Source organism: Leptospira gomenensis (genome assembly GCF_004770155.1).
GTDB lineage: Bacteria > Spirochaetota > Leptospiria > Leptospirales > Leptospiraceae > Leptospira > Leptospira gomenensis.
In genome coordinates, this window is record NZ_RQFA01000014.1 from 110,769 (window position 1) to 133,640 (window position 22,872).

13 protein-coding genes are annotated in these 22,872 nt (G+C 47.3%); 6 read left to right on the forward strand and 7 right to left on the reverse strand.

The window, feature by feature from the left end; all coding sequences use genetic code 11:
* Nucleotide 1: 1 nt before the first annotated feature.
* From EHQ17_RS02865 to EHQ17_RS02875, 3 genes are all read right to left on the reverse strand, one after another.
* On the reverse strand, nt 2–1,453 hold the full coding sequence (locus tag EHQ17_RS02865) for a sensor histidine kinase (protein ID WP_135595476.1): 1,452 nt from the start codon (nt 1,451–1,453) through the stop codon (nt 2–4).
* Nucleotides 1,454–1,458: 5 nt separating this feature from the next.
* Entirely contained in the window at nt 1,459–2,472 is a 1,014-nt protein-coding gene (locus tag EHQ17_RS02870) for an ATP-binding protein (RefSeq protein WP_135595475.1), read from the reverse strand.
* Nucleotides 2,473–2,923: 451 nt separating this feature from the next.
* Nucleotides 2,924–3,382 (reverse strand): peptidylprolyl isomerase, encoded by a 459-nt coding sequence (locus EHQ17_RS02875; RefSeq protein WP_135595474.1) that lies wholly within the window; start codon nt 3,380–3,382, stop codon nt 2,924–2,926.
* 193 nt (nt 3,383–3,575) lie between these two features.
* Here EHQ17_RS02875 and EHQ17_RS02880 point away from each other — a divergent pair, with 193 nt between their 5' ends.
* The 4 genes from EHQ17_RS02880 to EHQ17_RS02895 are packed head-to-tail and all read left to right on the forward strand — an operon-like array spanning nt 3,576 to nt 12,098.
* On the forward strand, nt 3,576–6,452 hold the full coding sequence (locus tag EHQ17_RS02880; protein WP_135595473.1) for an adenylate/guanylate cyclase domain-containing protein: 2,877 nt from the start codon (nt 3,576–3,578) through the stop codon (nt 6,450–6,452).
* A complete protein-coding gene (locus tag EHQ17_RS02885; protein ID WP_135595472.1) occupies nt 6,436–8,556 on the forward strand; it encodes a FecR family protein in 2,121 nt (706 codons plus the stop codon). The genes EHQ17_RS02880 and EHQ17_RS02885 overlap by 17 nt, the downstream gene beginning before the upstream one ends.
* Nucleotides 8,546–9,694 (forward strand): LIC11435 family protein, encoded by a 1,149-nt coding sequence (locus tag EHQ17_RS02890; RefSeq protein WP_135595471.1) that lies wholly within the window; start codon nt 8,546–8,548, stop codon nt 9,692–9,694. The genes EHQ17_RS02885 and EHQ17_RS02890 overlap by 11 nt, the downstream gene beginning before the upstream one ends.
* Nucleotides 9,695–9,728: 34 nt before the next feature.
* Nucleotides 9,729–12,098 carry a hypothetical protein gene (locus tag EHQ17_RS02895; RefSeq protein WP_135595470.1) on the forward strand — a complete coding sequence of 790 codons (2,370 nt, stop codon included), beginning with the start codon at nt 9,729–9,731 and terminating at the stop codon, nt 12,096–12,098.
* Between the two features lie 17 nt (nt 12,099–12,115).
* Here the strand turns inward: EHQ17_RS02895 and EHQ17_RS02900 are convergent, their stop codons facing one another.
* Both EHQ17_RS02900 and EHQ17_RS02905 read right to left on the reverse strand, forming a co-directional pair.
* Nucleotides 12,116–13,996, reverse strand: coding sequence for an ABC-F family ATP-binding cassette domain-containing protein (locus tag EHQ17_RS02900; RefSeq protein ID WP_135595469.1), 1,881 nt, complete (start codon nt 13,994–13,996; stop codon nt 12,116–12,118).
* A 52-nt stretch (nt 13,997–14,048) separates the two neighbouring features.
* On the reverse strand, nt 14,049–15,455 hold the full coding sequence (locus EHQ17_RS02905) for a sensor histidine kinase (protein WP_135595468.1): 1,407 nt from the start codon (nt 15,453–15,455) through the stop codon (nt 14,049–14,051).
* 172 nt (nt 15,456–15,627) lie between these two features.
* Here EHQ17_RS02905 and EHQ17_RS02910 point away from each other — a divergent pair, with 172 nt between their 5' ends.
* Nucleotides 15,628–18,672 (forward strand): response regulator, encoded by a 3,045-nt coding sequence (locus EHQ17_RS02910; protein WP_135595467.1) that lies wholly within the window; start codon nt 15,628–15,630, stop codon nt 18,670–18,672.
* Here EHQ17_RS02910 and EHQ17_RS02915 read toward each other — a convergent pair.
* Together EHQ17_RS02915 and EHQ17_RS02920 are read right to left on the reverse strand one after the other, a co-directional pair.
* Nucleotides 18,667–19,629, reverse strand: coding sequence for an alpha/beta fold hydrolase (locus EHQ17_RS02915; RefSeq protein ID WP_135595466.1), 963 nt, complete (start codon nt 19,627–19,629; stop codon nt 18,667–18,669). The genes EHQ17_RS02910 and EHQ17_RS02915 overlap by 6 nt on opposite strands.
* Nucleotides 19,630–19,691: 62 nt before the next feature.
* Nucleotides 19,692–20,168 (reverse strand): Crp/Fnr family transcriptional regulator, encoded by a 477-nt coding sequence (locus EHQ17_RS02920; RefSeq protein WP_135595465.1) that lies wholly within the window; start codon nt 20,166–20,168, stop codon nt 19,692–19,694.
* A 1,355-nt stretch (nt 20,169–21,523) separates the two neighbouring features.
* Between EHQ17_RS02920 and EHQ17_RS02925 the strand changes: the two genes are divergently transcribed.
* A complete protein-coding gene (locus EHQ17_RS02925) occupies nt 21,524–22,750 on the forward strand; it encodes a DUF445 domain-containing protein (protein WP_135595464.1) in 1,227 nt (408 codons plus the stop codon).
* The last annotated feature ends 122 nt before the right edge of the window (nt 22,751–22,872 follow it).

Below are 22,872 nucleotides of genomic sequence, written 5' to 3' on the forward strand. Positions count from 1 at the left end.
TCTAACTCGAACTTCCTGTCTCTTTCTCCTGTTCCGGGAACCGAATCGTAAACTTGGTTCCCGGACGGAGATTTTCCAATTCGAAATCCCCTCCGATCTGTTTACTCAAAATCTTTACGAGCTGAAGCCCCAGCGTGTCGGGATGTTGTGCCAACCAATCCTCCTGAATTCCCTTGCCGTCGTCTTCGATAACGACGCGGATCCCGTCTTCCTTACGAAAAACCCGGATCGAAATCCTACCGCCTCCCGATTCACCGAACGCGTGTTTTACGGCATTGGTCACGAGTTCGCACGCGATCAGCCCCAGAGGAATCGCCGTATTCATGTCTAGTTGCAAAACCTCCGCTTGAATTTCGTGTTTTACGTTCTCGCCGACTCCGTATAAGTTCCAGAGATTCTGCAAAAGCATATTCAGATAACTTCCGAACTCGACGTGGGAAAGATCCCGTGACTTATAGAGTTCGTTGTGTACGAGAGCCATAGAAAAAACCCTGCTTTCCGTATCTTTTAGCAAACCGTAAAGTTCCTTCGAGGTAAGTTCCCGAGTCATCGCGTTATCCGCTTGCAGATTCAAAAGCGAAACCATGATCTGCATATTGTTCTTAACCCGATGATGAATTTCCTGAATGAGAGTGTCCTTTTCAAGTAAGGAAGCCAAAATCGATTCGCGGTTACGGACGGCTTCCGTAACGTCGGTCACCACCGCCAAACCGAGGGTCTGATTGCGGAATCGGAACTTATATACCGTGTTTTCCGTCAGAAGAATCGAACCGTCTTTTTTCTCATGACGGCTCGAAGAAGTTTTATTCACTCCGAACGCGAAGGAACGGATCTCCTCCTCTGCGGAGTTCCTGTCCTCCGGATGAAAAAGATTGAGTATGTTTTTTCCGAGAAGTTCCGATTCCGAAAATCCGTATTTTTCAAGAACCGCCTGATTGACTTCCAAAATATTCAAGTCGGAGTGATCGAACAAAAACGCAGGATGTGGATTGTATTGGAAAAACAATCTGTATCGTTCCTCGCTTTCCTGTTCGAATACGTTCCGTTTTTCCAATTCAAGAGCGAGACGATTGCGTTCGTACGCGAACATAAGGGAACGACTCAGCGAAAAGGAATCGAACTTTCCTTTAAAGACGTAATCCTGCGCTCCGATCTGAAGCGCGTTCACCGTGATCTCCTTATCCTCGGCGCCGCTGCAGATGATCACCGGAATTTGGGGAAACCGACTTTTGATCTCCGTCAGCGCTTCCAAACCCGCACAATCGGGCAGAGAAAGATCCAACAGGACGAGATCCGGTCTGTCCGCGGAAAGTAACAGAAGTCCGTTGTAAAAATTATCGCTTCTGCTGATGCGGAACGTGGGACTATGCGATTCACCCAGAAATTCCTGTATCAAACGGAAGTCGGCGTTGGAGTCCTCGATCAAAAGGACGGAGAAGGAATCTTTAAACATGCCAATCACTCACTATCACTCGAAGTTCTAACCGTTCCTGAAATTTTAGGAAAAAAAAGTCCGACCGTAAATCCCTCGTCGGGCTCGGAATCGATTTCCAATCTTCCTCCGTGAAGATCCACGATGCTTTCGCAGAAGAACAGCCCCGTACCGGGACGATCGTCCCCTTCCAATTCATGATATTTTTTGAATATGATAACGGAACGGTTTCCTTTCAGATCGGCGCCGATGCCGTTGTCCCTCACGGAAATTTTATGAAACGAACCCTGTTCTTCGCAAACGAGTTTCAGTTCCGATCCGGTCGAAGTTTTTCTAAAACGAATCGAATTGTGGACCAGTTGCAGAAACAATTCCTCGAGAAGATCGAAATCCCCGTTCACCTCGGGAAGTTTGCCTTCGACCAAAACTACAAACCCGTTCTGCTCGAGTTTTTCTCTCGTCTGCCGTACGGTTTCCTTCCACACGTTCTCCAAAGAAACCCTACGAAAGACGTCCGTTCTTTTTTCGAGACGCAAAAAACGCAACAGTCCGGAAATACGCATCCAGAGACGTTCGGCGCTTTGTAGGGAAATACCGAGAAATTCCGCGGCCTTCGGTTCCATCGAAGAGGAATAACGGTCGGACAACAGCTTTAAAAAGGAAGAAAGATTGCGGATCGGCTCCTGCAAATCGTGATACAAACGCGATATGACCGCGGCAATCCGTTTCGTTTTTTCCGGATCCGTTTCCCTCTCGAGTTCCAAAAGGACCTCTTGTCCGTCCTCTAAAAGAATCAACCTTCCGGAAACGGCTTTAAGGGAACCGAAAGAATCCGGTACACCGGTTACTTTATATTTTTCTAATTTATTTTTTTTGAATTCGTTCCAGGAAAAGACGGAACCCGGAAGTAAAAGTTCCTCCAGTTTTTTGCCGAAAACCGCATCTTGTGTTTGTCCGAACCGAATCAGGAAAGAGGAATTACAAAAACGCAGATATCCGTCCCCGTCCAACAACGCGATCGGCGCCTCCAAATGGGACAAAATCCGATACTCCTCCCGAATCACGAACGAAAATTCCTTATAAGCATATTATAAAACGAAATCATTAGAAGAATGTAAATTCTGACGTAAAAAAGTAACGATTCCGGCCGAATTGTCAATCCTGGTTTTTTACAACCTATAAATTTTAGAATATTCTTTTATATGAATTCGATTTTACGGAATCGATTCCGTAATCCGAAAGGGTTAGAATTTTACCGGATTGGTCCCCACCCGGTTTTGGAAAGAAAAGACTCCGATTTATAGTTTCCTACTCTCGATTTTGAAAAAGACAAATGTAAGGAAGCAGCGGAGCGGTTGTATCGGAAGAACTTTATAGAAAGAGAAACTTTTGGAAGAAATAGAAAGAAAGAAACAGGTTTCCTCGAGAAAGGAAACAATTTTGAGCCGCTTTGTAAACCGGGATCCCGAAAACGGCTCAAAAGAAAAAAATCTATTCGGAAACGACGATCGTTTCGATGGTAACGGTTTGTACCGGTTTGTCTTGAAATCCGGTTTCGGTTTCTGCAATTTTCTCCACGATCTCCGTTCCTTCCGTCACTTTTCCGAACACTGCGTGTCGATTGTCCAAATAAAAATTATCGCGAACGTTGATGAAAAATTGGGATCCGCCCGTATTCGGTCCTGCGTTCGCCATCGACAAGGTATATTTTTCGTTTCGTAGGTCTTTGTGAAACTCGTCTTGGATCTTGTATCCGGGCCCGCCGGTCCCGTTTCCGATCGGACAACCTCCTTGAATCATAAAATTTTTGATCACCCTATGAAAGGTCAGACCGTTGTAAAAACCGTCTTTAGCGAGTTTGATAAAATTCCCCGCCGTAATAGGAGCCTTCTCCTCGTCAAGATAGACCGAAAAATTTCCGAAATTTGTCTTAAATACCGCAGTTGCCATAGCAGGTTTTTCCTCTATTTTAAGAATTCGATTCCACTTTCCGAAAGTATATAATAGCAGAAAGCGATTTCCTAAGAAAATCGAACAAAATCGAGGAATTCGAAACTTATATTTATAATAGGGAGAGATCCGGTTCAAATTAGAATATTCCTAAAATCAAATTCTTTTTTCTTGGATCATAGAGCAATCTTACATGTTAGAAACCAATCCTCGTTATCTTCCGTTCGGAGCTTCCGGAGCTCTGATTTTTATTTCGGAAGCGCATAAAAACGGTAAAACCGACGTCTCGATTCTATTGGACGAAATCAATAAAAAAGACATCGGCACCGTGTGCGTCATCGCCGGAACCCCCGGATTCGAGCGGGATACGTTAGACGCCGTTAATCCTTTGGTTTCCATACTTTCCATCGTAATTCCTTCAGGTCCGGAAACCAACGACTCCATCTATTCCGCCTACCAGAAAATTCAGAGATTTTTAAAACGGGGAAATCTTCTTTTTCTGGTGGAACCCAACGTAGAATCCAGATTTCCTTCGATCCTCGGGAAATTACTTCTTTCCTCCGATCCACATTTGGAGGAACGGGAACTTTCGGATCGGATTTCCCGTTTCGGCTATTCCGTTCCCGAAACCGATCCTTCGATTTTCCGGAAATTTCTTTCCAGGAAAGGGGAAGGTTTTCCGGAAAACGAATCCACGGGAGGCGAGTTTTCGGTTTCTACACAACTGATCCGGGAAGGCAAACGACCGGTTCAAAAATACAAAATCCAATACGAACCGGGGTTTGACAGTCTTACCAAGATCAACGCGGTTCCGATCGATTCGCAAACAAAGGATTCCCCGCTTTCGTTTCGTTCCTCCGCGATCGACGCGGTGGAAATCGACCATTTGGAAGATCACGAAAAGCCGAAAGAAATTTCCGTTTCCCCGGCTTCTTCCGTTTCTTCGCCGGAAACGAAATCCTCGGAGCCGATTGTTTCTACGACAAACCCGAGCCCGGAAAACAAACTACCGGCTTCTACGGAAAACGCTTCCGTTTCCGTAAATCCGTCCTCCAACGACTCCATCCAATCGATTGCTCCCGTAGAATCCGAATCCGTTCCGGTCGCCTCTTCTCCCGACAAAACGCAGACTTCCGTTTCTGCTCCCGCGAAACCGAAACAGGAAACGAGAAAACCAGCCGACTCGGAAAACGATCCTTCTTCTACGAAATCCACTTCGGTCGCAAAAACCAAACTTCCCCTTCAGATCAAATTGATGGCGGTGATCTCCCTTTTGATGACGGTAACCGTATCGACGATCATCTTCTTCGCCTCCTCCGCGTTTCGCGGTGATTCCGAAATCCGGGTGCTCCAAAACAATTTAAATTTAGTGAATATACTCGGTTTAAAGATCAAAACCGATATCAACGATATCCTTTCCAACGGTAAACAGATCGCCGGGGCTCTCAACCAAGGCCGGGCGGGAATCGCTTTCGCAGATATCTTTTTTCAAAACGATCCGGACTTCATCTACGCGGGAATGATCCAAAACGGAAACGGAGGAGTTGTTGTTCTCAACGAATTCTTCAACGATCCGTATTTCAGCGAAATCAAATCGCAACCCAAGGAAATCACCGACCTCATTCTTTCCCGTCCCAACATGATCCAGAAGTCGATCGCCACGGGCGGGAAGTTCGAAAACCTCAGCGCTGAGTTCAAGGAACCGATCTTCGCGCTCTCGATCCCTTCCTCTTCGAGCCCCGACGCCAAGGTTTTGGTGCTCGTGCTTCGTTTGGAAAAATTTCTGAGCGCGTTTCAAAAACAGGACATTTCCGAAGTGTTTTTGGTGAACGGCGAAGGGGACCTCATCGCACATTCCGATCCGAAACTGCTCCAGTCCAATACCAATTTTTTGACTCTTCCGATCGTGGAATCCATGATCAACAGTTCGGAAAACACCAAACAGATCGAATACAAGGACAAGGAAGGCAAGGCCTGGTTCGGTTCGTTTCAGAAACTCGGTTTCGGAGGAGGCGCCGTAATTTCCATCGTTCCGGAAGACAAGGCTTTCGAAGCGGTGTATCGGATCCAAAAGACAAACATTCTGATCATGGGAATCGCCCTCTGTCTCGCTCTGATCATCGTGTTTTTCTTTGCGCGCACCATCACGAAACCTATATTAAGTCTTTTGCATGCGACCACGGAAATCGCCCGCGGTAATTTTAAGATCGGAATCAAATCCACCACGAAAGACGAAGTCGGACTTCTCACGGACTACTTCGTGGACATGGGCAAGGGTCTCGAAGAACGGGAAAAGGTCAAGGACGCACTCGGAAGATTCGTAAACAAGGAAATCGCCGAGATGGTTTTAAAACAGGAACTCACACTCGGCGGAGAAAGAAAAATGTGTGCGATCTTCTTTTCCGATATCCGTAGTTTCACTTCCATTTCCGAAAAACTCCAACCGGAGGAAGTGGTCGAGTTCCTAAACGAATACATGACGGAAATGGTGCGTTGTGTGAACGACACGCACGGTATCGTGGATAAATTCATAGGCGACGCGATCATGGCGACTTGGGGCGCAGCAAAGACCTCCAACCAAGACGCGGAAAACGCGGTGACCGGAGCCTTGATGATGCGGGAAGCGTTGCTTCGTTTCAACCAAGGTAGGGGCGGAGACAAAAAGCCCATCATCAAAATCGGATGCGGTTTGAACTACGGTCCAGTCATCGCGGGTCAGATCGGTTCCGAGGAACGACTGGAATACACGGTCATCGGAGATGCGGTAAACCTCGCTTCCCGTGTGGAAGCGTTGAATAAACCGTTCGGCACGGACATTCTCATAACGCAGGATATGTACGACCACGTTTCCGAATTTTTCCACGTGGAAAAAATGCAATCGATCAAAGTGAAAGGAAAGGAAGAACCGCAGGTGATCTACGCGGTTTTGGGCAGAAAAGACGATCCGAATTGTCCACAAACCGTCGCCGAACTCCGGACGAGGATCGGAATCGAATGGGAACCTCCGAAGAATAAGGCGGACAAGTCGTCCGAGCCGGGGGAAGAAGTTAAGTATGAGATACTTGACTGAGGGAAAATACGTAGTCACCGTACTCGCCGGTCTGGGAATTCTATTTAGTATATTATTATACTTTCATCTGTTTTCCGGAAGAAAGACGGGAACCAATCCGGTCATCGGAGAACTCCGTTTTAAGAACAAAAAGGCCCAGAGAAAATTAGATTCCGAAGTGGTCTGGGAGGACATGGAAACCTCGATGCCCGTAATGAATCGGGACACGGTACGTACGGACGACGGTTCCGAAGCGGTACTCGTTCTGAACGACGGAACCGAAATCAAACTCGATCAGAAAAGTATGATCTTTTTGGACTTCTCCGACAAAAACCTGTCCATCGACTTCGCATACGGATCCGTTTCCGCCAACAAGGAAAGCGGAACCGAGCTAAAGATCAAAAGCGGAGGAGCTACGGTCGCCGTCAGTCAAGGAGACTTGAAACTTTCCAAATCGGAGGACCAAGCCCTCAATTTGGAGGTCTCCAAGGGAAGCGCCAAGGTCGTTTCCGGAGATCAGGAATCGAGCGTGACCAACAACCAGGCCATCGAACTCAAAAACGGAAAGTCAGAAATCCGTTCCTTATCCATAGGATTGTCCTCTCCACCGGAAAGAAAATTTTTCCAAAGCGAAACCTCTTCCGTGCCAGTTTCCTTCGTCTGGAACAAGGTGGAATCCGTCCGTGACTACGTCCTGGAAATTTCGGCGCATCCTAGTTTTTCGAAAAAGGTGATTCGCACCAAATCCAATTCGACTGCGGCGAACAAATCCCTCGAAAAAGGAACCTATTTTTGGAGGGTTACGGCGATCAATCCCGCCACTCAAAAACCGGAATACAGCGAAACACGCTCCCTAACTATATTAGGAAATTTGAAACCTTCCGTTTTTACTCCCTCCAAATCGGAGGAATTCAAATTCACTTCCGTCCAACCGAGCGTAACCGTACAATGGACCATCGTGGATTTCGCCAAAGGATATACGGTGGAAATCGCGAAAGACAAATCCTTTTCGGATCTTGTGCTTACGCAGGAAACGCAGGGATCCTTATATCGTTGGGATAAAACCAAGGAAGGAACCTTTTTCGTCCGAGTGACTCCTAAATTTTCCCTAAACGATCTTAAGGCTTCCGTGTCCGAACCGGTTTCGTTTTCGGTACGCAGATTGGAAAAACCGGAACCTCCCGTTCTCAAACGTCCCGCGGAACAGGAAGAGATTTCGCTCCGCAAATTCTCCAAGGAAGGAGGATTGTTCGTATGGTCGGGATCTTCCGAATTCAAGGAATACGTTTTGGAAATCGCACAGGATTCGGATTTTAAAAATCCGATCGTCTCCAAAAAGACGAGCTCCACCTCTTCGGTTTCCCCTCCTCTGCAAAACGCAGGCGCGTATTATTGGAGGGTGAAAACACAATCCAAAGAGGGTGAAGTGTTTTCTTCCGCTTCGCGTCAATTCAAGTTGCTCGCTCTGGAAAATTTGGATCTATTGTTTCCCGCTTCCAATCAGCAGTTGGGACATCCTTCCAATCGTAAATTGACGTTTCGCTGGCAAAGACCGGAACCTTCCGGTATATATCGATTGGAGGTAGCGCAGAATTCCGAATTCACGGGAAACGTGATCCGTGAAACATTCCGGGCATCCATGGGAACGATTTCGCTTCCCGTCGTAGGACAATACTACTGGAGGGTTTCTCTGTTGGGAAGCCAAGGTGAGAACGTTTTGACGAGTCAGATTCAATCCTTCCAGACTTCGGACAACGCTCCTTTCCTCAGCCAAAGCAGCCCCGCTCCCGAGGAATCGATCGATATCTCCAATCGGGAAAGTATCGATTTCCGTTGGGAAGTCGAAGGTGAAAACGACACGATCACCTTCGAACTTTTGGAGTTGAGGGAAAAAGGAGGAGCCAAAACCCTCCTCAAACGAGAACTCAAAACGGATTCCTTTTCGTTTAAGGATTTTTCGATCTTGGACGAAGGCAAATTCCAGTGGAGAATCACCGCGCGTTACAAGGATAAAAACGGGGCGGTGAAATATACGATTCCCGTTTCCCGCAATTTCGAAATCAAGTTGAATAAGACGATACGACCGCCGGAAATTTTATCGCCTAAGGAAATTTATGTGGAATAGAGCCTATCGAATTTTCCTGTTCTGCTGTTTCCTAACCGTCTTCGTTTCTTTAAACGCGGAAGAGGAAAATCAATATCTGGAATGGAAATCCGTTCCCGAAGCGGGCGGTTATATGGTGGAAATCAAGGATTCTCACGGAAGGATTACCAGGGAAAAAACCAAAAACACCAAATACGAAGTGAACCTTTCTCCGGGCGTCTACGAACATAGGATCGGAGTTTTGAATAAATTCGGAAGGGTTTCCGTGTTTTCGGATTGGATCAGTTTCGAAGTGGTACTTTCCCGCGCCCCGGTGGTCGAACCCGATTCGAACCTGCGTCTTCTCCGGGAAAAACTGGGATCTCACTTGGTAGTAAAAGGCGACAACTTCACCGAAGCGATGAACGTCACCCTACTTCTGCCGTCGGGAGAAACGATCAAACCGGAATACGAATTCGTCAGCGCCAAAGAAATCCGCATCAAAACGGAAGGCCTGGATCTTAAAAACGGAAGTTATACTCTCTCTCTCGAAAATCCCCGAAACAAAAAAACCGCGAAAAAAGGGTTTCTCGTTCTTGCGGAATCCGAAACACAACTCGCCGAAATCGTAAAACAAGCGGAAAAGGAAAACCGGGATTCCGGCTCGTTCATGCATTGGAAACCGGCGCTTCAATCTTCCGTGTTACCCGGTTGGGGACAAAATACGCAGGAAAAAACCTACAAATCCTGGATCTTTCCTATTTTGATCGCGGGTGCGATCGCGTATTCCTCTCAACAATACTCGGAATACAACTCCAGCTTAGGCGCGTTAGACGATAGTAAAAACCTCAATCGCGCCCTTCTTTTATTGGACAACCCGGCGTTTCTTCCGTTTGCCACATACAACTATTTGCAGGTGGAATCGAACTACTCGCACGCCACCGCGGAATACAATCAATTCAATCTGTCCTTGGGAATTTTAGCGTTTCTTTATCTATTGAATGTGTCAGATGCGGCATTCGTTGGACCTTCCAGTTCTAAAACGTCCTTGTCCGCCGACGAACCGAAGGTAGTTCCTTATTTGAAAACGGGAACCTCGGACCTACGAGTCGGTCCCCGGTCAGGTCAAGAAATTATTTTTCCGAGTTCGATCGAGTTCGGGTTGAAATTTTTCTTTTAAGTTTGGAATCCTTTCGATAGAATAGGATTTGTCCGTGAAAACGATCCTCCCTACCAACGGAAAAATCTCCCGGATCTTTTTTTCCGCGATTTTTCTTTTAACGTTCCAGAGTTGTATCGCCAAACCCTCCGGGGAAGGCCTTTTGGATACGTATATCTTTTCGAATTTTTTTTCCATATCTCTGACTCCTCTTCCGTTAAACGTAAACGTATCGGGAATGAGCGGAGGTCTTCTCGTTTTACAGGACCAAAATTCGCAAACTTTGAATATAACCTCGAACGGAAATTTCAGCTTCCGCGATCCGATCCAAAGATATTCCTTTTACGACGTTTCCATCCTAAATCAACCGATCGCGTCTCCGGAAAAAATCTGTTCGATAACCAATCCGTCGGGAATCCTCACTCCATTCTTTTCCTATGTGGAAGTCGTCTGCGCGACCAAAACGTATCCCCTTTCCGTAAACGTCTTCGGAATCGCTTCCTCCTCCTCGGGACGTTTACAGATACGCAGCGGAAATACGGACGTTCTCGACGTTACATCGGACGGAACGTATTCTTTCTCCGCGCAGATCCCGGATCAATCCGCTTATTCGCTTCAGATTTTGGGAAGTCCGGAAAATCATACCTGCCAATTCGAAACCGTCGCCTCCTCCTCGGGTACGATGGTTTCCCCGGGGATCGCAGTGAACGTAAACTGTTTGAGCGTGATCGTATCCACTCCTGTGGACCAGACCGTTCTCAAACCCGCGGACAATATCGATCTCACCTTCTCCAAGGAAGTCGCCGGTTGTAATTTGGAAGGAACCGACGTACCTACGGGAAACCTGAAATTCTCACATCCGGCGTCTAACTTGGGTTTTACGGCCATCGACAAAGTGCGGATCTCCTCGGGAGGGGCTTGGGCGGCGGGATTAAATCGATACGTACGGATCACAGGTTGTTTCGATCCGAATACGGGCAAACAATTCAACAACGGAAATCCTCTCGTGTTCACCTATACCGTGGCCAACGAAGTAAAATACGTGACCACGACCGGTGCTCCGGCGGGAACCTGCGACCTGGCGACACCGTGTTCTTCGATCCGTTACGCGATCAATCAGTGTGCGGCAGTTCCTTGTTTCGTATTAGTGGCCGGCGGTACATACACGGTTTCGGATAACGCAACACAAAGGATAGAACTCAGGGATGGGGTCAATCTCCTCGGAGCGTTCAGCAACGATTTTTCGCAAAGAAATTCCAACTCGTTCAAAACGACCGTCCAGGATCTGTCCCCTCCCGGAAATTGCGGCGCAACGGAACCGACCACATGTGCGCCGATTTACGTGGGAGCACCTTTGGCGACGTTGACCGCCAATATTCTCATCAATCAGATCACGGTCCGGCCAAATCCGAACAACGCGTGGGCGACTGGAATCGTATTCAATAATTTGAATACGACCGCCGCCTTCCAAGCCGTCGTCGCAAACAACGGAATCGAAGGTACGTCGTCCTCGGCTCCGTATTCGGCGGGGACCGTTCGATCCGGCATCGCGGCATACAATTCCGGACCCAATCTTTTGATTGCGTATAACTACGTTTTGGCGGGAAGCGGAAACAGCGTATCCGCGGGAATTCTGGCGGACGCATCCGAAGGGGCGATCTACTCCAACTGGGTCAACGGCAACTCCCATTCGGGTACGAGCGCCGCCGATCATTCGATCGGAATCCTGATCCGAAATCTTGCGGGGGCGCAAACCCTTGCGGTTTCGAATAACGTGGTCAACTCGTATCAACAGATCGGCTCCACCGGAGTGACCGCGTTTCGAACCTCTGGAATTTTAACCCTCAACAGTTCCTCTACGAACCTTTTCTTTTTGCACAACACGATATTCGGAGGAGTTGGAACGAACGATTCTTTCGGAATCCAGCAGCTCGGATCCGCGTCCGCGGCAAAAATAGCGAACAATCAGGTATTTACCAATCCCGGCGCTACCGGAAACAAGGTCTGTATGAATTTCACTCCGGCACCGAGTGTGAATCTGGAAGTAAAAGGAAACAATTTATTTCAGTGTACTATATTGGCCAAAACACCGCTCTTTAATTCGACGTTATGCGCCGGAAATCCGGGGCCTTTACGAAACGGGCTTTGTCTTTTGGATCTCGCGCCGGTCAACGTACAAAACTTCAGCCATCCGGTTGTTTTTTTACCGCCGACCAATCCGTTCACGTTCTACTTTTTGGGTACGAACACGAATTGTAGATCCGTGTTCGGAGGAATCGATCCGGCGTATCCCGCGATCAACGTGTTGTATCAGAACGATTTGTTCGGAACGATAAGGACGCCTAACGTGGCACCTGCTCCGGTTCCGGCGGGTTCGTTCGGATATTCGATCGGAGCCTTCGAATACAACGGCGTTTGTCTCTGAAACCGGGAACGACCGGCTCAAATCAAATTCTGCAATTCCTCCCAACGTTCCAGCTTTGCGGGCAGAATGGAGTGGATTTCGGAAAGGCGATTCCCCGCGTTTACGAGATCGTCCGGGGTTCCCGTTCCGGATTGTAAACGGTCCGTGAGCGTTTTTTCCTCCCGTTCCAAGGATTCGATCTCCGATTCGAGAACCTCCAACTCCTTTTTCTGCTGAAAGTTGAGTCCTTTTTTGGAGGGTCTGTTCTTTTCCCGTTCCTCCGATTTGGTTTCGGTCGAGATTTCCTTTTTGTCCTTTTGCTTATTTAGATAATTCTTATATTCCAAATATTCTGAATAGTTTCCGGGGAATTTTTCTACCTCCCCCCCTCCTCCGAAAACGAAAAGATAATCCACGGTCCTATCCATAAAATAACGATCGTGGGAAACCGCGAGGATACAACCTCCGTATTCGGAAAGAAACTCCTCCAAAACGGACAACGTTTTGATGTCCAAGTCGTTGGTAGGCTCGTCGAGGATCAGAAAGTTCGGGTTAGACATGAGAACCGAGACGAGATACAATCTTCTTCTTTCCCCTCCGGAGAGATTCCGAACGGGACTGGCCTGTAGACGTCCGTCGAAAAGGAAAAGTTCGAGCATATCCGCGGCGCTCATCACGGAACCGTCGCTCATGCGTACCGAAACTCCGCATTCCTTTTTGATATATTCAATAACTCTCATATCTTCCGGAAGATCTCGGGAAGTCTGATCGAAGTAACCGAAAGAGGTGTTCATCCCAACGCTAACGTCCCCCGAATCCGGGGTTTCCCTTCCGACGATCAAATTGAGTAGAGTGGATTTACCCGCGCCGTTGGGACCTACGATCCCGATCCGTTCCCCGTTTTTGAACGTATAGGAGAAGTTGGAGATCAAAGGAGAAGTGTAACTTTTGGAAAGATTTTTCAATTCCAGAACCTTTTTTCCCAAACGTCTTCCGGAAACCGAAAAGTCCAAAACGATCTCTTTGCCGGATTTTTTTCGATTCAACACTTCGAGGGCGCGGTCCGTCCGTCCCTTTTGTTTCGTGCCCCGCGCTTTCGGCTGTCTACGAAGCCATTCCAATTCCTTTTTTAAAAAGCGTTTTTCCTTATGTTCGGTTTTCTCTTTGATGGTTTCCGCTTCCGCTTTTTTCTCCAAATAATAAGCGAAGTTCCCGGGAAACGAAAACAGGTTTCCGTTTTCCAATTCCAAAATCCGATCGGTCACTTCCTCCAAAAAATAACGATCGTGAGTGACCAACAAAACCGACTTCTTCGTTTCTATCAAAAAATCCTGCAGCCATAGGATCGTATCCACGTCGAGATGGTTGGTGGGTTCGTCCAAAATCAACAGATTGGATTCTTCCATGAGGGTCTGTACGAGCGCGACCTTCTTCAACATTCCGCCGGAAAGGGTTCCCATTTTTAAGGAAAGATCCGAGAGGTTCAATTCCTTCAACAAAGAACGGAACCACGACTCGAGTTCCCAGGCACCGAGCCGGTCCATTTCCTGCATGATTCTTCCGTATTCGGCTTCGACTTCCGGACCGCCGGAATGCAGACGTTCACAAACGTCCTCGTAAGAACGAACCGTTTCCAAAAGCGGGCTGGGGCTGGAAAATATATGTTCTAAAATCGTGTGATCGGGATCGAAAACCGGCGCTTGAGGAAGAACGCTGGTCTGCAGAATTTTATTTCTTAAGATTTGGCCTTCGTCGGGAACATCCTTACCCGCGAGAAGTTTCAGAAGGCTTGACTTTCCGGAACCGTTGATTCCAAGAATTCCGATCTTTTCGCCTTCGTTGATACCGAAACTGATTCGTTGAAAGAGGACCTTATCCCCAATCTCTTTGGAGATTTTATCGACGGATATGAGATTCATAAGACAGATGCAGGTTCGGTTTCGAAGCGAAGTTGGACAAGTGTTTTTAAACTTAAAATTGAATCTGAATCCTGGTGCCGACCTCGTTCTCGTTCGGAACCAGAACACATTTTCCGCGTAGCTGCCTGGAAAGAATTTCCACGAGTTTGAGCCCTAAGGATTCCGATTGGGAGAATTCGAAACCTCGCGGCATTCCGACCCCGTCGTCCGAAACCTCCAACACGGAACCTTCCGCGCCGGAACGAAGTTTTACGGAAACGGTTCCGATTCTTTCGTCGGGGAAAGCGTATTTCAGGGAATTTGTAACGAGTTCGTTCACGATCAAACCCAAGGGGATAGCCGTTTCAATGGATACGAAATTCGGCTTCGAAGAAACCCCGAACTTCACCCTCTTTTCCCTACCGAAGGAATGCAGAAGACTGACGAGAAGAGTGTTTAGATAATCGTAAAAATCGATTTTCGTAATATTATCGGACTGATAGAGTTCCTTATGGATCAACGCCATCGATTGGATCCGACGTTCGCATTCCTTAAGAATCTGCGATATCCTTTCGTTTTCGGAATGATCCGCCTGAAGACCGAGCAGACTCGCGACGATCTGCAGATTATTTTTGACCCTATGATGGATCTCCTTGAGCATCACTTCCTTTTCTTCCAGGGTCTTTCTGAGTTTTTCCTCGTCTAACTTGCGTTCGGTGATATCCCGGATGATTTGTGTCGCTCCGATGAGATTGTGGGTGGAATCCCGGATCGAACTGTGGCTCAATTCCAAAACGGCCACTTCTTGAACAAGACCGCGTAACGTGCGTTCGGTGGTATAAACTTCTCCGCGAAGGGCCCTGCTCCAATTTTCGATCACGACCGCTCTTTCGATCGGATCGGAGATCAGTTCCGGAAGAACGTTGCCTTCCTCGATTTTTTTACCGTATAGTTTCCAGAAGATCAGTTCGTACGAAGAGTTGAAAGCGATGATTCTAAAATGGATATCCACCGCACAAATCGCGTCCTTGGTCCCTTCGATCACGCCGAGAAGTCTGTCCCTTGTGATCTGCAATTTGGAACGGAGCCGCTCGAGCTCCAGTTCCACGCGTTTGCGCGAATTCACGTCTCGGACGATCACTTGAACATAGGGTGTTCCGTTTTCCGAAAACGGGGTCGCCAAAACCTCCACAAAAAGAGTGGAGCCGTCTTTGCGGACGAATTCCTCCTCGATCAAACCGACCGTGGAACCTTCGCGGTTCATCTTGTGGATCCTTTCTCGAACGACTCCCTGCGACCTCGGATGAACGAATTGAAGCACCGGCTTTCCGATCAATTCCTCCGCGGATTCGTAACCGAGCATTCGTACGAGCGCCTTGTTGGCCGAAAGAATTTTCCCTCCCGAATGGATCGCGAGTCCGTCCCGGGAAAGTTCGAAAAGCATTTGATATCGTTCGTCTGTGACCGTATTGGATTCCATGGTAAAGCGATGTTACAGGCATAGTAGAGGTTTTCGGCGGAAAGTCAATCAAACGAGTTCCTATCGCCCGTATCGTTTTATCAAAAGATTATGATTCCATTTTATTTTGCTTGTTCGAAGATTGAATCCGGTAAATTCTAAACAGTCGTCTTAGCGATGTAAAGTGAAACGAATGAACCGTATACAATCGGATTTTAATTATCTTCTTCTGGATGAATCCGGAACCGGAGTGAATTGGAATTTCACCGGAATCATGGACGAACTTTCCTCCCACCTGGAAGCAAACCTATCACCTGCGGAATGGAATTGGGAAACTCCGAAACGTTGGAATTCCTTTTGGAAAAAAGCGTCCGTATCCGAACGGATCGAAACGATACCGTATACAAAAAAAAACGGGGACGTAGTTCGGCTGCGTCTTCGATCGGTTCCTTCTCGGAATCGCCAAACGTTGCTTCTTTTTTCGGTAGAATCGACGAATCCCGAATCGGAAACCCCGAGCCTTTTTTCGGAAGATCCGGAATTGAGGACGATGCTTTTTCAAAAGTCCGCGAACGCGATTCTTCTTTTAGATCCGGAATCGGACGTTGTCCTGGACCACAATGCCACCGCGATGCGTTCCTTCGAGGTGGAATCCGCCGAATCGATTCGTAGCAGAACCTTTCCTTCCTTATTCGCAGACCTTTCCTTCGAGGAATCGTATCGAACCCTCAAACGGAAGTTCACCGAAACGGAAAACGTATCTCGGGAAGCGGAGTTACAAACCCTTCGAGGAAAGAAATTTTGGGCCAATCTTTCGTTCCGGATCCTTTCCTCGTCTCGGAATCGAATCCTTCTCGTTCAGCTCAAGGACGTAACCGAAAAGATACAAGCCGAAAAATCCCTGGCGGAACACGAGGCCAATCTGAACGCGATCATCGAAAATTCTGAGGCGCTCATCTGGTCCGTGGACAAAGATTACAAACTTATAATATACAATTCCAGATTCGAGACCGTGATGAAAAAATACTACGGACCTACGTTGGAGCCCGGAAGATCCATCTTTCCGGAAAACGTTTCCGAGGAAAACATACGGAATTGGAAATCCTTTTACGACCGCGCCTTATCGGGGGAACGTTTCAGCGTAAACGGAACCAGACCGGGAGAAAAAGAAGGAGAAACCGTATTTTCCGAAACCTCCTTCTACCCGATCGCGGACCCGAAAGGACGAATCACCGGAGTGAGCGCCGTATCCGTGGACATCACGGAAAAAAAACTCGCCGAGGAAAAATTCAGGATCCTTTTCGAACATTCGAGTGAACCCCACGTACTCTACGACGAAAACGGAATTTTCGAATGTAATCCCGCCGCGTTGAATATGCTTCGTTGCAGGGACAAGAACCTTCTTTTGGGAAAACATCCCGCTTCTTTTTCGTCCGGACTGAAACCGGACGGAAGCCCGGTTCAGGAAAACGTTCGAGAGACCGAAGAACGGGCCGTAAAAAAAGGATCTTATACCTTCGAACGAATGTACAAACGGATGAACGGGGAATTGTTCCCCGCCGAAATAACGCTTACACCGATGACCCTCCGCAGAAGAACTGTTTTCCTCGCGGTCTGGCACGAGTTCACCGAGCGAAAGGAATATGAGGATTCTCTAAAGCGTGCCAAGGAGATCGCGGAGGCCGCGTCCAAGGCCAAGACGGATTTTCTCGCGATGATGAGCCACGAGATTCGAACTCCTCTCAACGGAGTGATCGGGACGGTAAGCCTTTTGGAGGGAACTTCTCTGAGTTTGGAACAGAAGGAATACGTGGACATCATCAAATCCAGCGGACAAAATCTTCTCATACTTCTAAACGATATCCTGGATCTTTCCAGGATCGAATCCGGCCAGCTCAAATTGGAACCGCAACCCGTTTCCGCATCCGCCTTATCGCAGGACGTCGTGGGACTATTCCGTTCGATGGCGGAAGAAAAAGGACTTCAGATAGAATTCAAACTTTCTTCCACGGTCCCGAACTGGATCGTCGCCGATCCGTTTCGTTTGAGGCAGATCTTGATGAACCTTCTCGGGAACTCGATCAAGTTTACGGAAAAAGGTAGAATCTCCTTAAACGTGGAAGCGGAAAAATTTCCCAACGACAAACTCCGTCTCATCTTTCGCGTTCAGGATACCGGAATCGGAATACCGGAAGAAAAACTGGAATTATTGTTTAAGGCGTTCAATCAGTTGGACTCGTCTACGACGAGGAAATACGGCGGTTCCGGATTGGGTCTGACCATCAGTAAAAAATTGGCTGAATTGATGAAAGGAGAAATCATCGTCAAAAGCCAAGTCGGACGCGGTTCCGAATTTTCCCTTTCGATCCTGACCGAAAAATTGGATTACAAGGTTCCCGCGGGAATCCAGGAATTACATTCCAAAAATCTGGCGCGTCTCGCGCTCATTTCCGTACGGGACGTATCACTGCGGGAACAAATCAAAAAATTCTGCGAACGGAGCGGTTTTTCCGTACGGATCGCGCGTTCGGGAGCGGACGTGGTACGGATCGTTTCCGAAGAGGAAAGAATCGGAATTTTTCTCACGGATCTGGATCTCCCCGACAAGACGTTACCCGAAATCCTGGACGAACTCAAAAACTCCAATCCGAATCTCCGTCTAACGGTGATCTTGTTTATGGAAAGTGAATTTAGAAATTCCTACTATACCGCGACGGAAGGACTTTTTAATCGGCCGGGATTTAAGATTTTTATGATGTTTAAACCGATCCTTTTGGACGAACTGGCGAAAAACTTCGAAAAGGCGTTTCCCGTCCAGACGATCGGAGAAAATCGATCCGAAAACGGGAAACAAAAGTTGTCGGAGGACATTCCGTTGAGGATACTACTCGTCGAGGACAACGTCATCAATCAGAAGATAGCGCTCCGACTTTTGACCAAACTAGGATATTCCGCGGAGACCGCGTTGAACGGGGTAGAAGCCCTTTCCCATCTTGAAAAAAGGGAATACGATCTCATTTTTATGGATATACAAATGCCGGAAATGGACGGCTTCGAAACGACTCAACGGATCCGGAAAAACGATAGGATACGAAGACCGGTGATCGTCGCGATGACGGCTAACGCGATGGAAGGAGACCGGGAAAGATGTATCGAAGCCGGAATGGACGCGTATATCTCCAAACCGGTCCAAATCGCCGACATAGAATCGACGATCACACATTTGTTCACTTCATAGTTCGAATCGGCGGAGGTTTCCCGTTAAAAAATTCCTGTAGACTTCCGCTGATTCTTTGGGGCGTTCCAACTGAGGGCTATGACCGCAATCCTTGAGTATTACCCGCACCGAACCGGAAATTCCCTTATGTAAAACTTCCGAGGAACTAACATGAATTACACGATCCGAGTCCCCCCAAAGGATCAACGTCCTGGCGCGGATCGAGCTCATCTTTTCCTGTAAGGATCCGAACTCGGTCCGAATTTCCCGATAGATTTTTTCGTTAAATTCCCTACTTCGGATCGCCCGTTCGGAAAAATAAGTCTTTAAGAAAAACGGAATATACGGAGGTTTAACGAAGATAAAATTCATCAGAAACTCGAAATCTTTTTCGTTTTCCACGACGAGCGGATTTTTTCCCCGGGACAGATAACCGGACAACTCACTCGGAATCGGGGAATTCACCCCGGCGGTATCGACTAACGCGAGCGTAACGACCTGATCCGGATAAAGGATCGAATACATTCCCGCGATAAAACCTCCCATGGAATTCCCGATCAGATGAAAACGTTTCAAACCCAGAACGGAAGCGAACCCGTGCAGACGAAGCACCTGTGCGGAAACGGAATACTCGTCTTCGGGCTTACGGTCGTTTTCTCCGAAACCGGGAAGATCGGGCGAGATCACGTGATACGAATCGGTCAGCGTTCTCACAAAACGAGTCCAATTATCCTTATCCCCTCCGAAGCCGTGGATCAAAAGGATGGTCTCCCCCTTTCCCCCTTCCAAATACTTCCATCGATAGCCGTCCGCTACGACGGTTTTCGTTTCCAAATCGGAGCGATAGTGTTCCCAAGCAAGACCGGATTGAATGAGCGTGTTCGTGCAGGAAGAGAAAAAAAATACGACGGAGGCGGTAAAAAGAAAAACCTTCCCGAAGGAAGGCCGTGATCGGAAGGAAGAAAGCTCGAATTTCATTCTAGGTCTCCTTACGTAAACTGGGAGCGAAAAAGCGTCGGTCCCGGGCGAGGGACTTCGGATCAAATCGTATATCGTTTTCTTAATTCTCTCGCATACGTCAAATCGTGCGTCAACATACGGAGACGTTTGGCGAGAAAATGGGAAATTTCTTGATAAAACTTTAACGCCGCTTTGGAATCCCTGTCGAATACCGATTTCAAATGGTCGTAAGGAATCCTGAGCAGCTCGGAACGTTCCATCGCCTCGACGGACGCGGACCGTTTTCCCGGATCCAAAAAGGGCAACTCACCGAAATGATCCCCCGTGGCGATCGTAGTTACGTTAACGTCGTCCCCTTTTTCAGTGGCAGTAAGAACCTTTAAGGTTCCGTAAATCACGACGAAAAAAGCCTTCGCTTCGTTTCCCTCGTGGAAGATCGCATCCCCTTGTTCGTATACTTTGTATTCTGTTTTTTCCGCGATCGAGGCCAACTCGTCTTCGGTAAAATTGGAAAAGAGATAAATCTGCTTTAAAATTTCTTCTTTCGTATGTTGCATAAGTTTTCCCGAAATGCGAGTGTAAATCCCAGTTTAAATAATGCAAGCAGGTTCCGCAATCGATCGCCTGTAAAAAGTCGGACTTGCCCTCTCGGAAAAGACAATCCGAAAGGAGCTTCCTTTTGCCGAGGCAAAAAAGAAGTGTGCCAAAACAAGATAGGAATTCGATCCGCTCCCAACGAAACCAACCCGCTCGTTTTTTTGTTTTCCTACGAACGAAACCGTTTTCGTATTTCCATATTTTCGAATTTCTGGAATTCCGAATTTCGAACAAACGATCCCGTATTTGCGTCGGCTCGGATCGAACGATTCCACATCTGCAGTCCACAACCGCCCAGTTTCGAAAAAAGGAAAACGGATCCTGTTGTTTCGAAAAGCGTTGCGAAACCCAGCCGTATGGAACGCACGAAACAAAACGAAAGACTTAGTCGTATCAAACGTTCTAAGAAATGCAGGAGCTTGTTCGGATCCAGTTGTGTTTCCCGGAAATCGTATCTACCTTCCGGATCAAATCCCCGTCGATGGAACTAGAATCCACTTCGAACTAAAAAGACGAAGACTATATTCCATTTTTTGAATTTATCATTACGAATGACGATCGTTTCCGTCTTCGATTACGAAAAAAAAGACATAGAAAAATTTTCGACGCGTCTTTCGGAAACTTCCGCGTCGATCGAAAGAAGTCGTCCGCTTTGAACGAGTCCGGTCCAAATTCTATCAAATATTTCCTAAGAAATTTCGGCTTCCAAAGCGGAATCGGAGGAGATGTTCCACGTATCCGATCGCAAGTATGTAAGTTTCGCATCCTTCGAATTCATACAATTCCCTCTCGAAGAACCGGAAAACTCGAAAACGAACGATCCAACTCGAACTCACAAGCTGCAACCGAAACTCGAAAACTTCCATCACCGAACCCGTTGCAAAAGTAACGGATCGAAAAATTCTCGAAGGTCTTAAGAAAACATCTCGCTCGTAGGATTCTCTCCTTCACGAACGCTTATGCGGACCGCAAATAAATTTCAAAGACGGTCCCGTTGGAAACAGGATTTCTATCCGAACGTTCGTTGGAGGAGGTTTTCGCACCCGGTTTCCACGTTGAGAAGGCATCCGCCGGGAAGAAATCCGCGAAATAAGACGCCTCTTCAGTTTGTGAAATTTATAATTCTGCAAACCAAATGATAAATTTCGAAGACCAGTCAAACTCGGAACCAAAGTGAAATCCATTCGAAATCGAAAAAAACGCATTCTAGTTTCGTTTTTTTATTCGAATTGTTAGAAAAAAAGATTTGCGGTACCGAATCGGAAGAGCCAAAGTGCAAGAACCGAAAATTATAACGAACGCTACAGGAAATAAGATGGAACTTTTTACCGCCCACAAAGAACTATTCGGGATCTTACTGATGCCGATCACATACGGTTTTGTAGGTTGGTTCACCAACGTGATCGCCCTCAAAATGACCTTTTATCCGTTGGAATTCGTCGGAATTCCTCCCTACTTGGGATGGCAAGGAATTGTACCCAGAAAGTCGCAAAAACTCGCCCTCAAATCCGTAAATATCATGACCGAGCGTTTGATCAAGGTGGAGGATTTTTTTTCCAAGGTGGACCCGGATCAACTCGAAGCGGAATTCCAACCCGTATTAAACGGACTCGTTCCGGAGGCGACCTCGGAAATCATACATCATATCGATCCGGCATTGCGTTCCAAACTGGAAACGGAAACGGAAGCGAAAATCATCGAAGAAGTCCGCAAAAAAAGCGAACATACGGTTAAGAATATTATGATACAAGTGAAGTCCAACGTATCGAGCGTTTTCAACTTCAAATCGCTCGTATTACGCAAGTTAACCGGACCGAACGTAAAACGGATCGTGGATATTTTTCAGGAAGTCGGTTCCAAAGAATTCAAATTCATCGAACACTGCGGATGGTATTTGGGAGGAGCGATGGGAATTCTGCAAGCTCTCGCCTGGAAATTTTTTCCGCATTGGTGGACCTTGCCCGTTCAAGGAGTTATCGTCGGTTACGTCACGAACTGGGTCGCACTCACCATGATCTTTCGTCCTTTATACGAGAAAAAAATCGGACCGCTGCGTTACCGGGGGTTGTTTCTAAAACGACAAGAGGACGTTTCCAAAAAATATTCGAACGTATTCGCTACTCAGGTTTTGACGGCGAGAAACGTTCTCGAGGAGATTTTATACAAACGCGCAGCCCGTTCTCTCGTGGAAACGATACAAGCCGAAATCGAAGCGGAGGTCGAACGCCTTCATCTCGAAGGAAAATTGGATTCGGAAAACGGACGCGAAAACTCCGAATTTGAAACCGCCAAAAAACAGGTAATCGCACGGATTTCCGATTCTTTAGCCGATAGCTCCTATAAACTCGAAACGTATATGGGGAGAGCCATGTCGATCGAAAACAATATGTTCAAGCGGATGAAGGACCTTCCGCCGGAGGAGTTCGAGCCGATACTCCGTTCGGCCTTTCAAGAAGACGAATACGTGCTCATCCTCATCGGATCCGTCTTGGGCGCCTTGGTAGGCTTATTCCAAGGAATATACATGCTTTATGTTTCTTGAATATAAAATATACGTAACGTGAGTACGATTCCACAAAAGAGAGTTCCCCGGAAATTTTCCTAAAAAAACCGAAAGGCGCTCGAAACGGAAAACTCGCATCGATCGTAGAGCTCGATCCGCAA

Coding starts and splice junctions, on each gene's coding strand:
- EHQ17_RS02900 (WP_135595469.1), bottom strand. CDS start 13,996: ATGAATCTCATATCCGTCGATAAAATCTCCAAAGAGATTGGGGATAAG.
- EHQ17_RS02885 (WP_135595472.1), top strand. CDS start 6,436: ATGAGATACTTGACTGAGGGAAAATACGTAGTCACCGTACTCGCCGGT.
- EHQ17_RS02915 (WP_135595466.1), bottom strand. CDS start 19,629: ATGAAATTCGAGCTTTCTTCCTTCCGATCACGGCCTTCCTTCGGGAAG.
- EHQ17_RS02920 (WP_135595465.1), bottom strand. CDS start 20,168: ATGCAACATACGAAAGAAGAAATTTTAAAGCAGATTTATCTCTTTTCC.
- EHQ17_RS02880 (WP_135595473.1), top strand. CDS start 3,576: ATGTTAGAAACCAATCCTCGTTATCTTCCGTTCGGAGCTTCCGGAGCT.
- EHQ17_RS02875 (WP_135595474.1), bottom strand. CDS start 3,382: ATGGCAACTGCGGTATTTAAGACAAATTTCGGAAATTTTTCGGTCTAT.
- EHQ17_RS02910 (WP_135595467.1), top strand. CDS start 15,628: ATGAACCGTATACAATCGGATTTTAATTATCTTCTTCTGGATGAATCC.
- EHQ17_RS02865 (WP_135595476.1), bottom strand. CDS start 1,453: ATGTTTAAAGATTCCTTCTCCGTCCTTTTGATCGAGGACTCCAACGCC.
- EHQ17_RS02925 (WP_135595464.1), top strand. CDS start 21,524: ATGGAACTTTTTACCGCCCACAAAGAACTATTCGGGATCTTACTGATG.
- EHQ17_RS02890 (WP_135595471.1), top strand. CDS start 8,546: ATGTGGAATAGAGCCTATCGAATTTTCCTGTTCTGCTGTTTCCTAACC.
- EHQ17_RS02905 (WP_135595468.1), bottom strand. CDS start 15,455: ATGGAATCCAATACGGTCACAGACGAACGATATCAAATGCTTTTCGAA.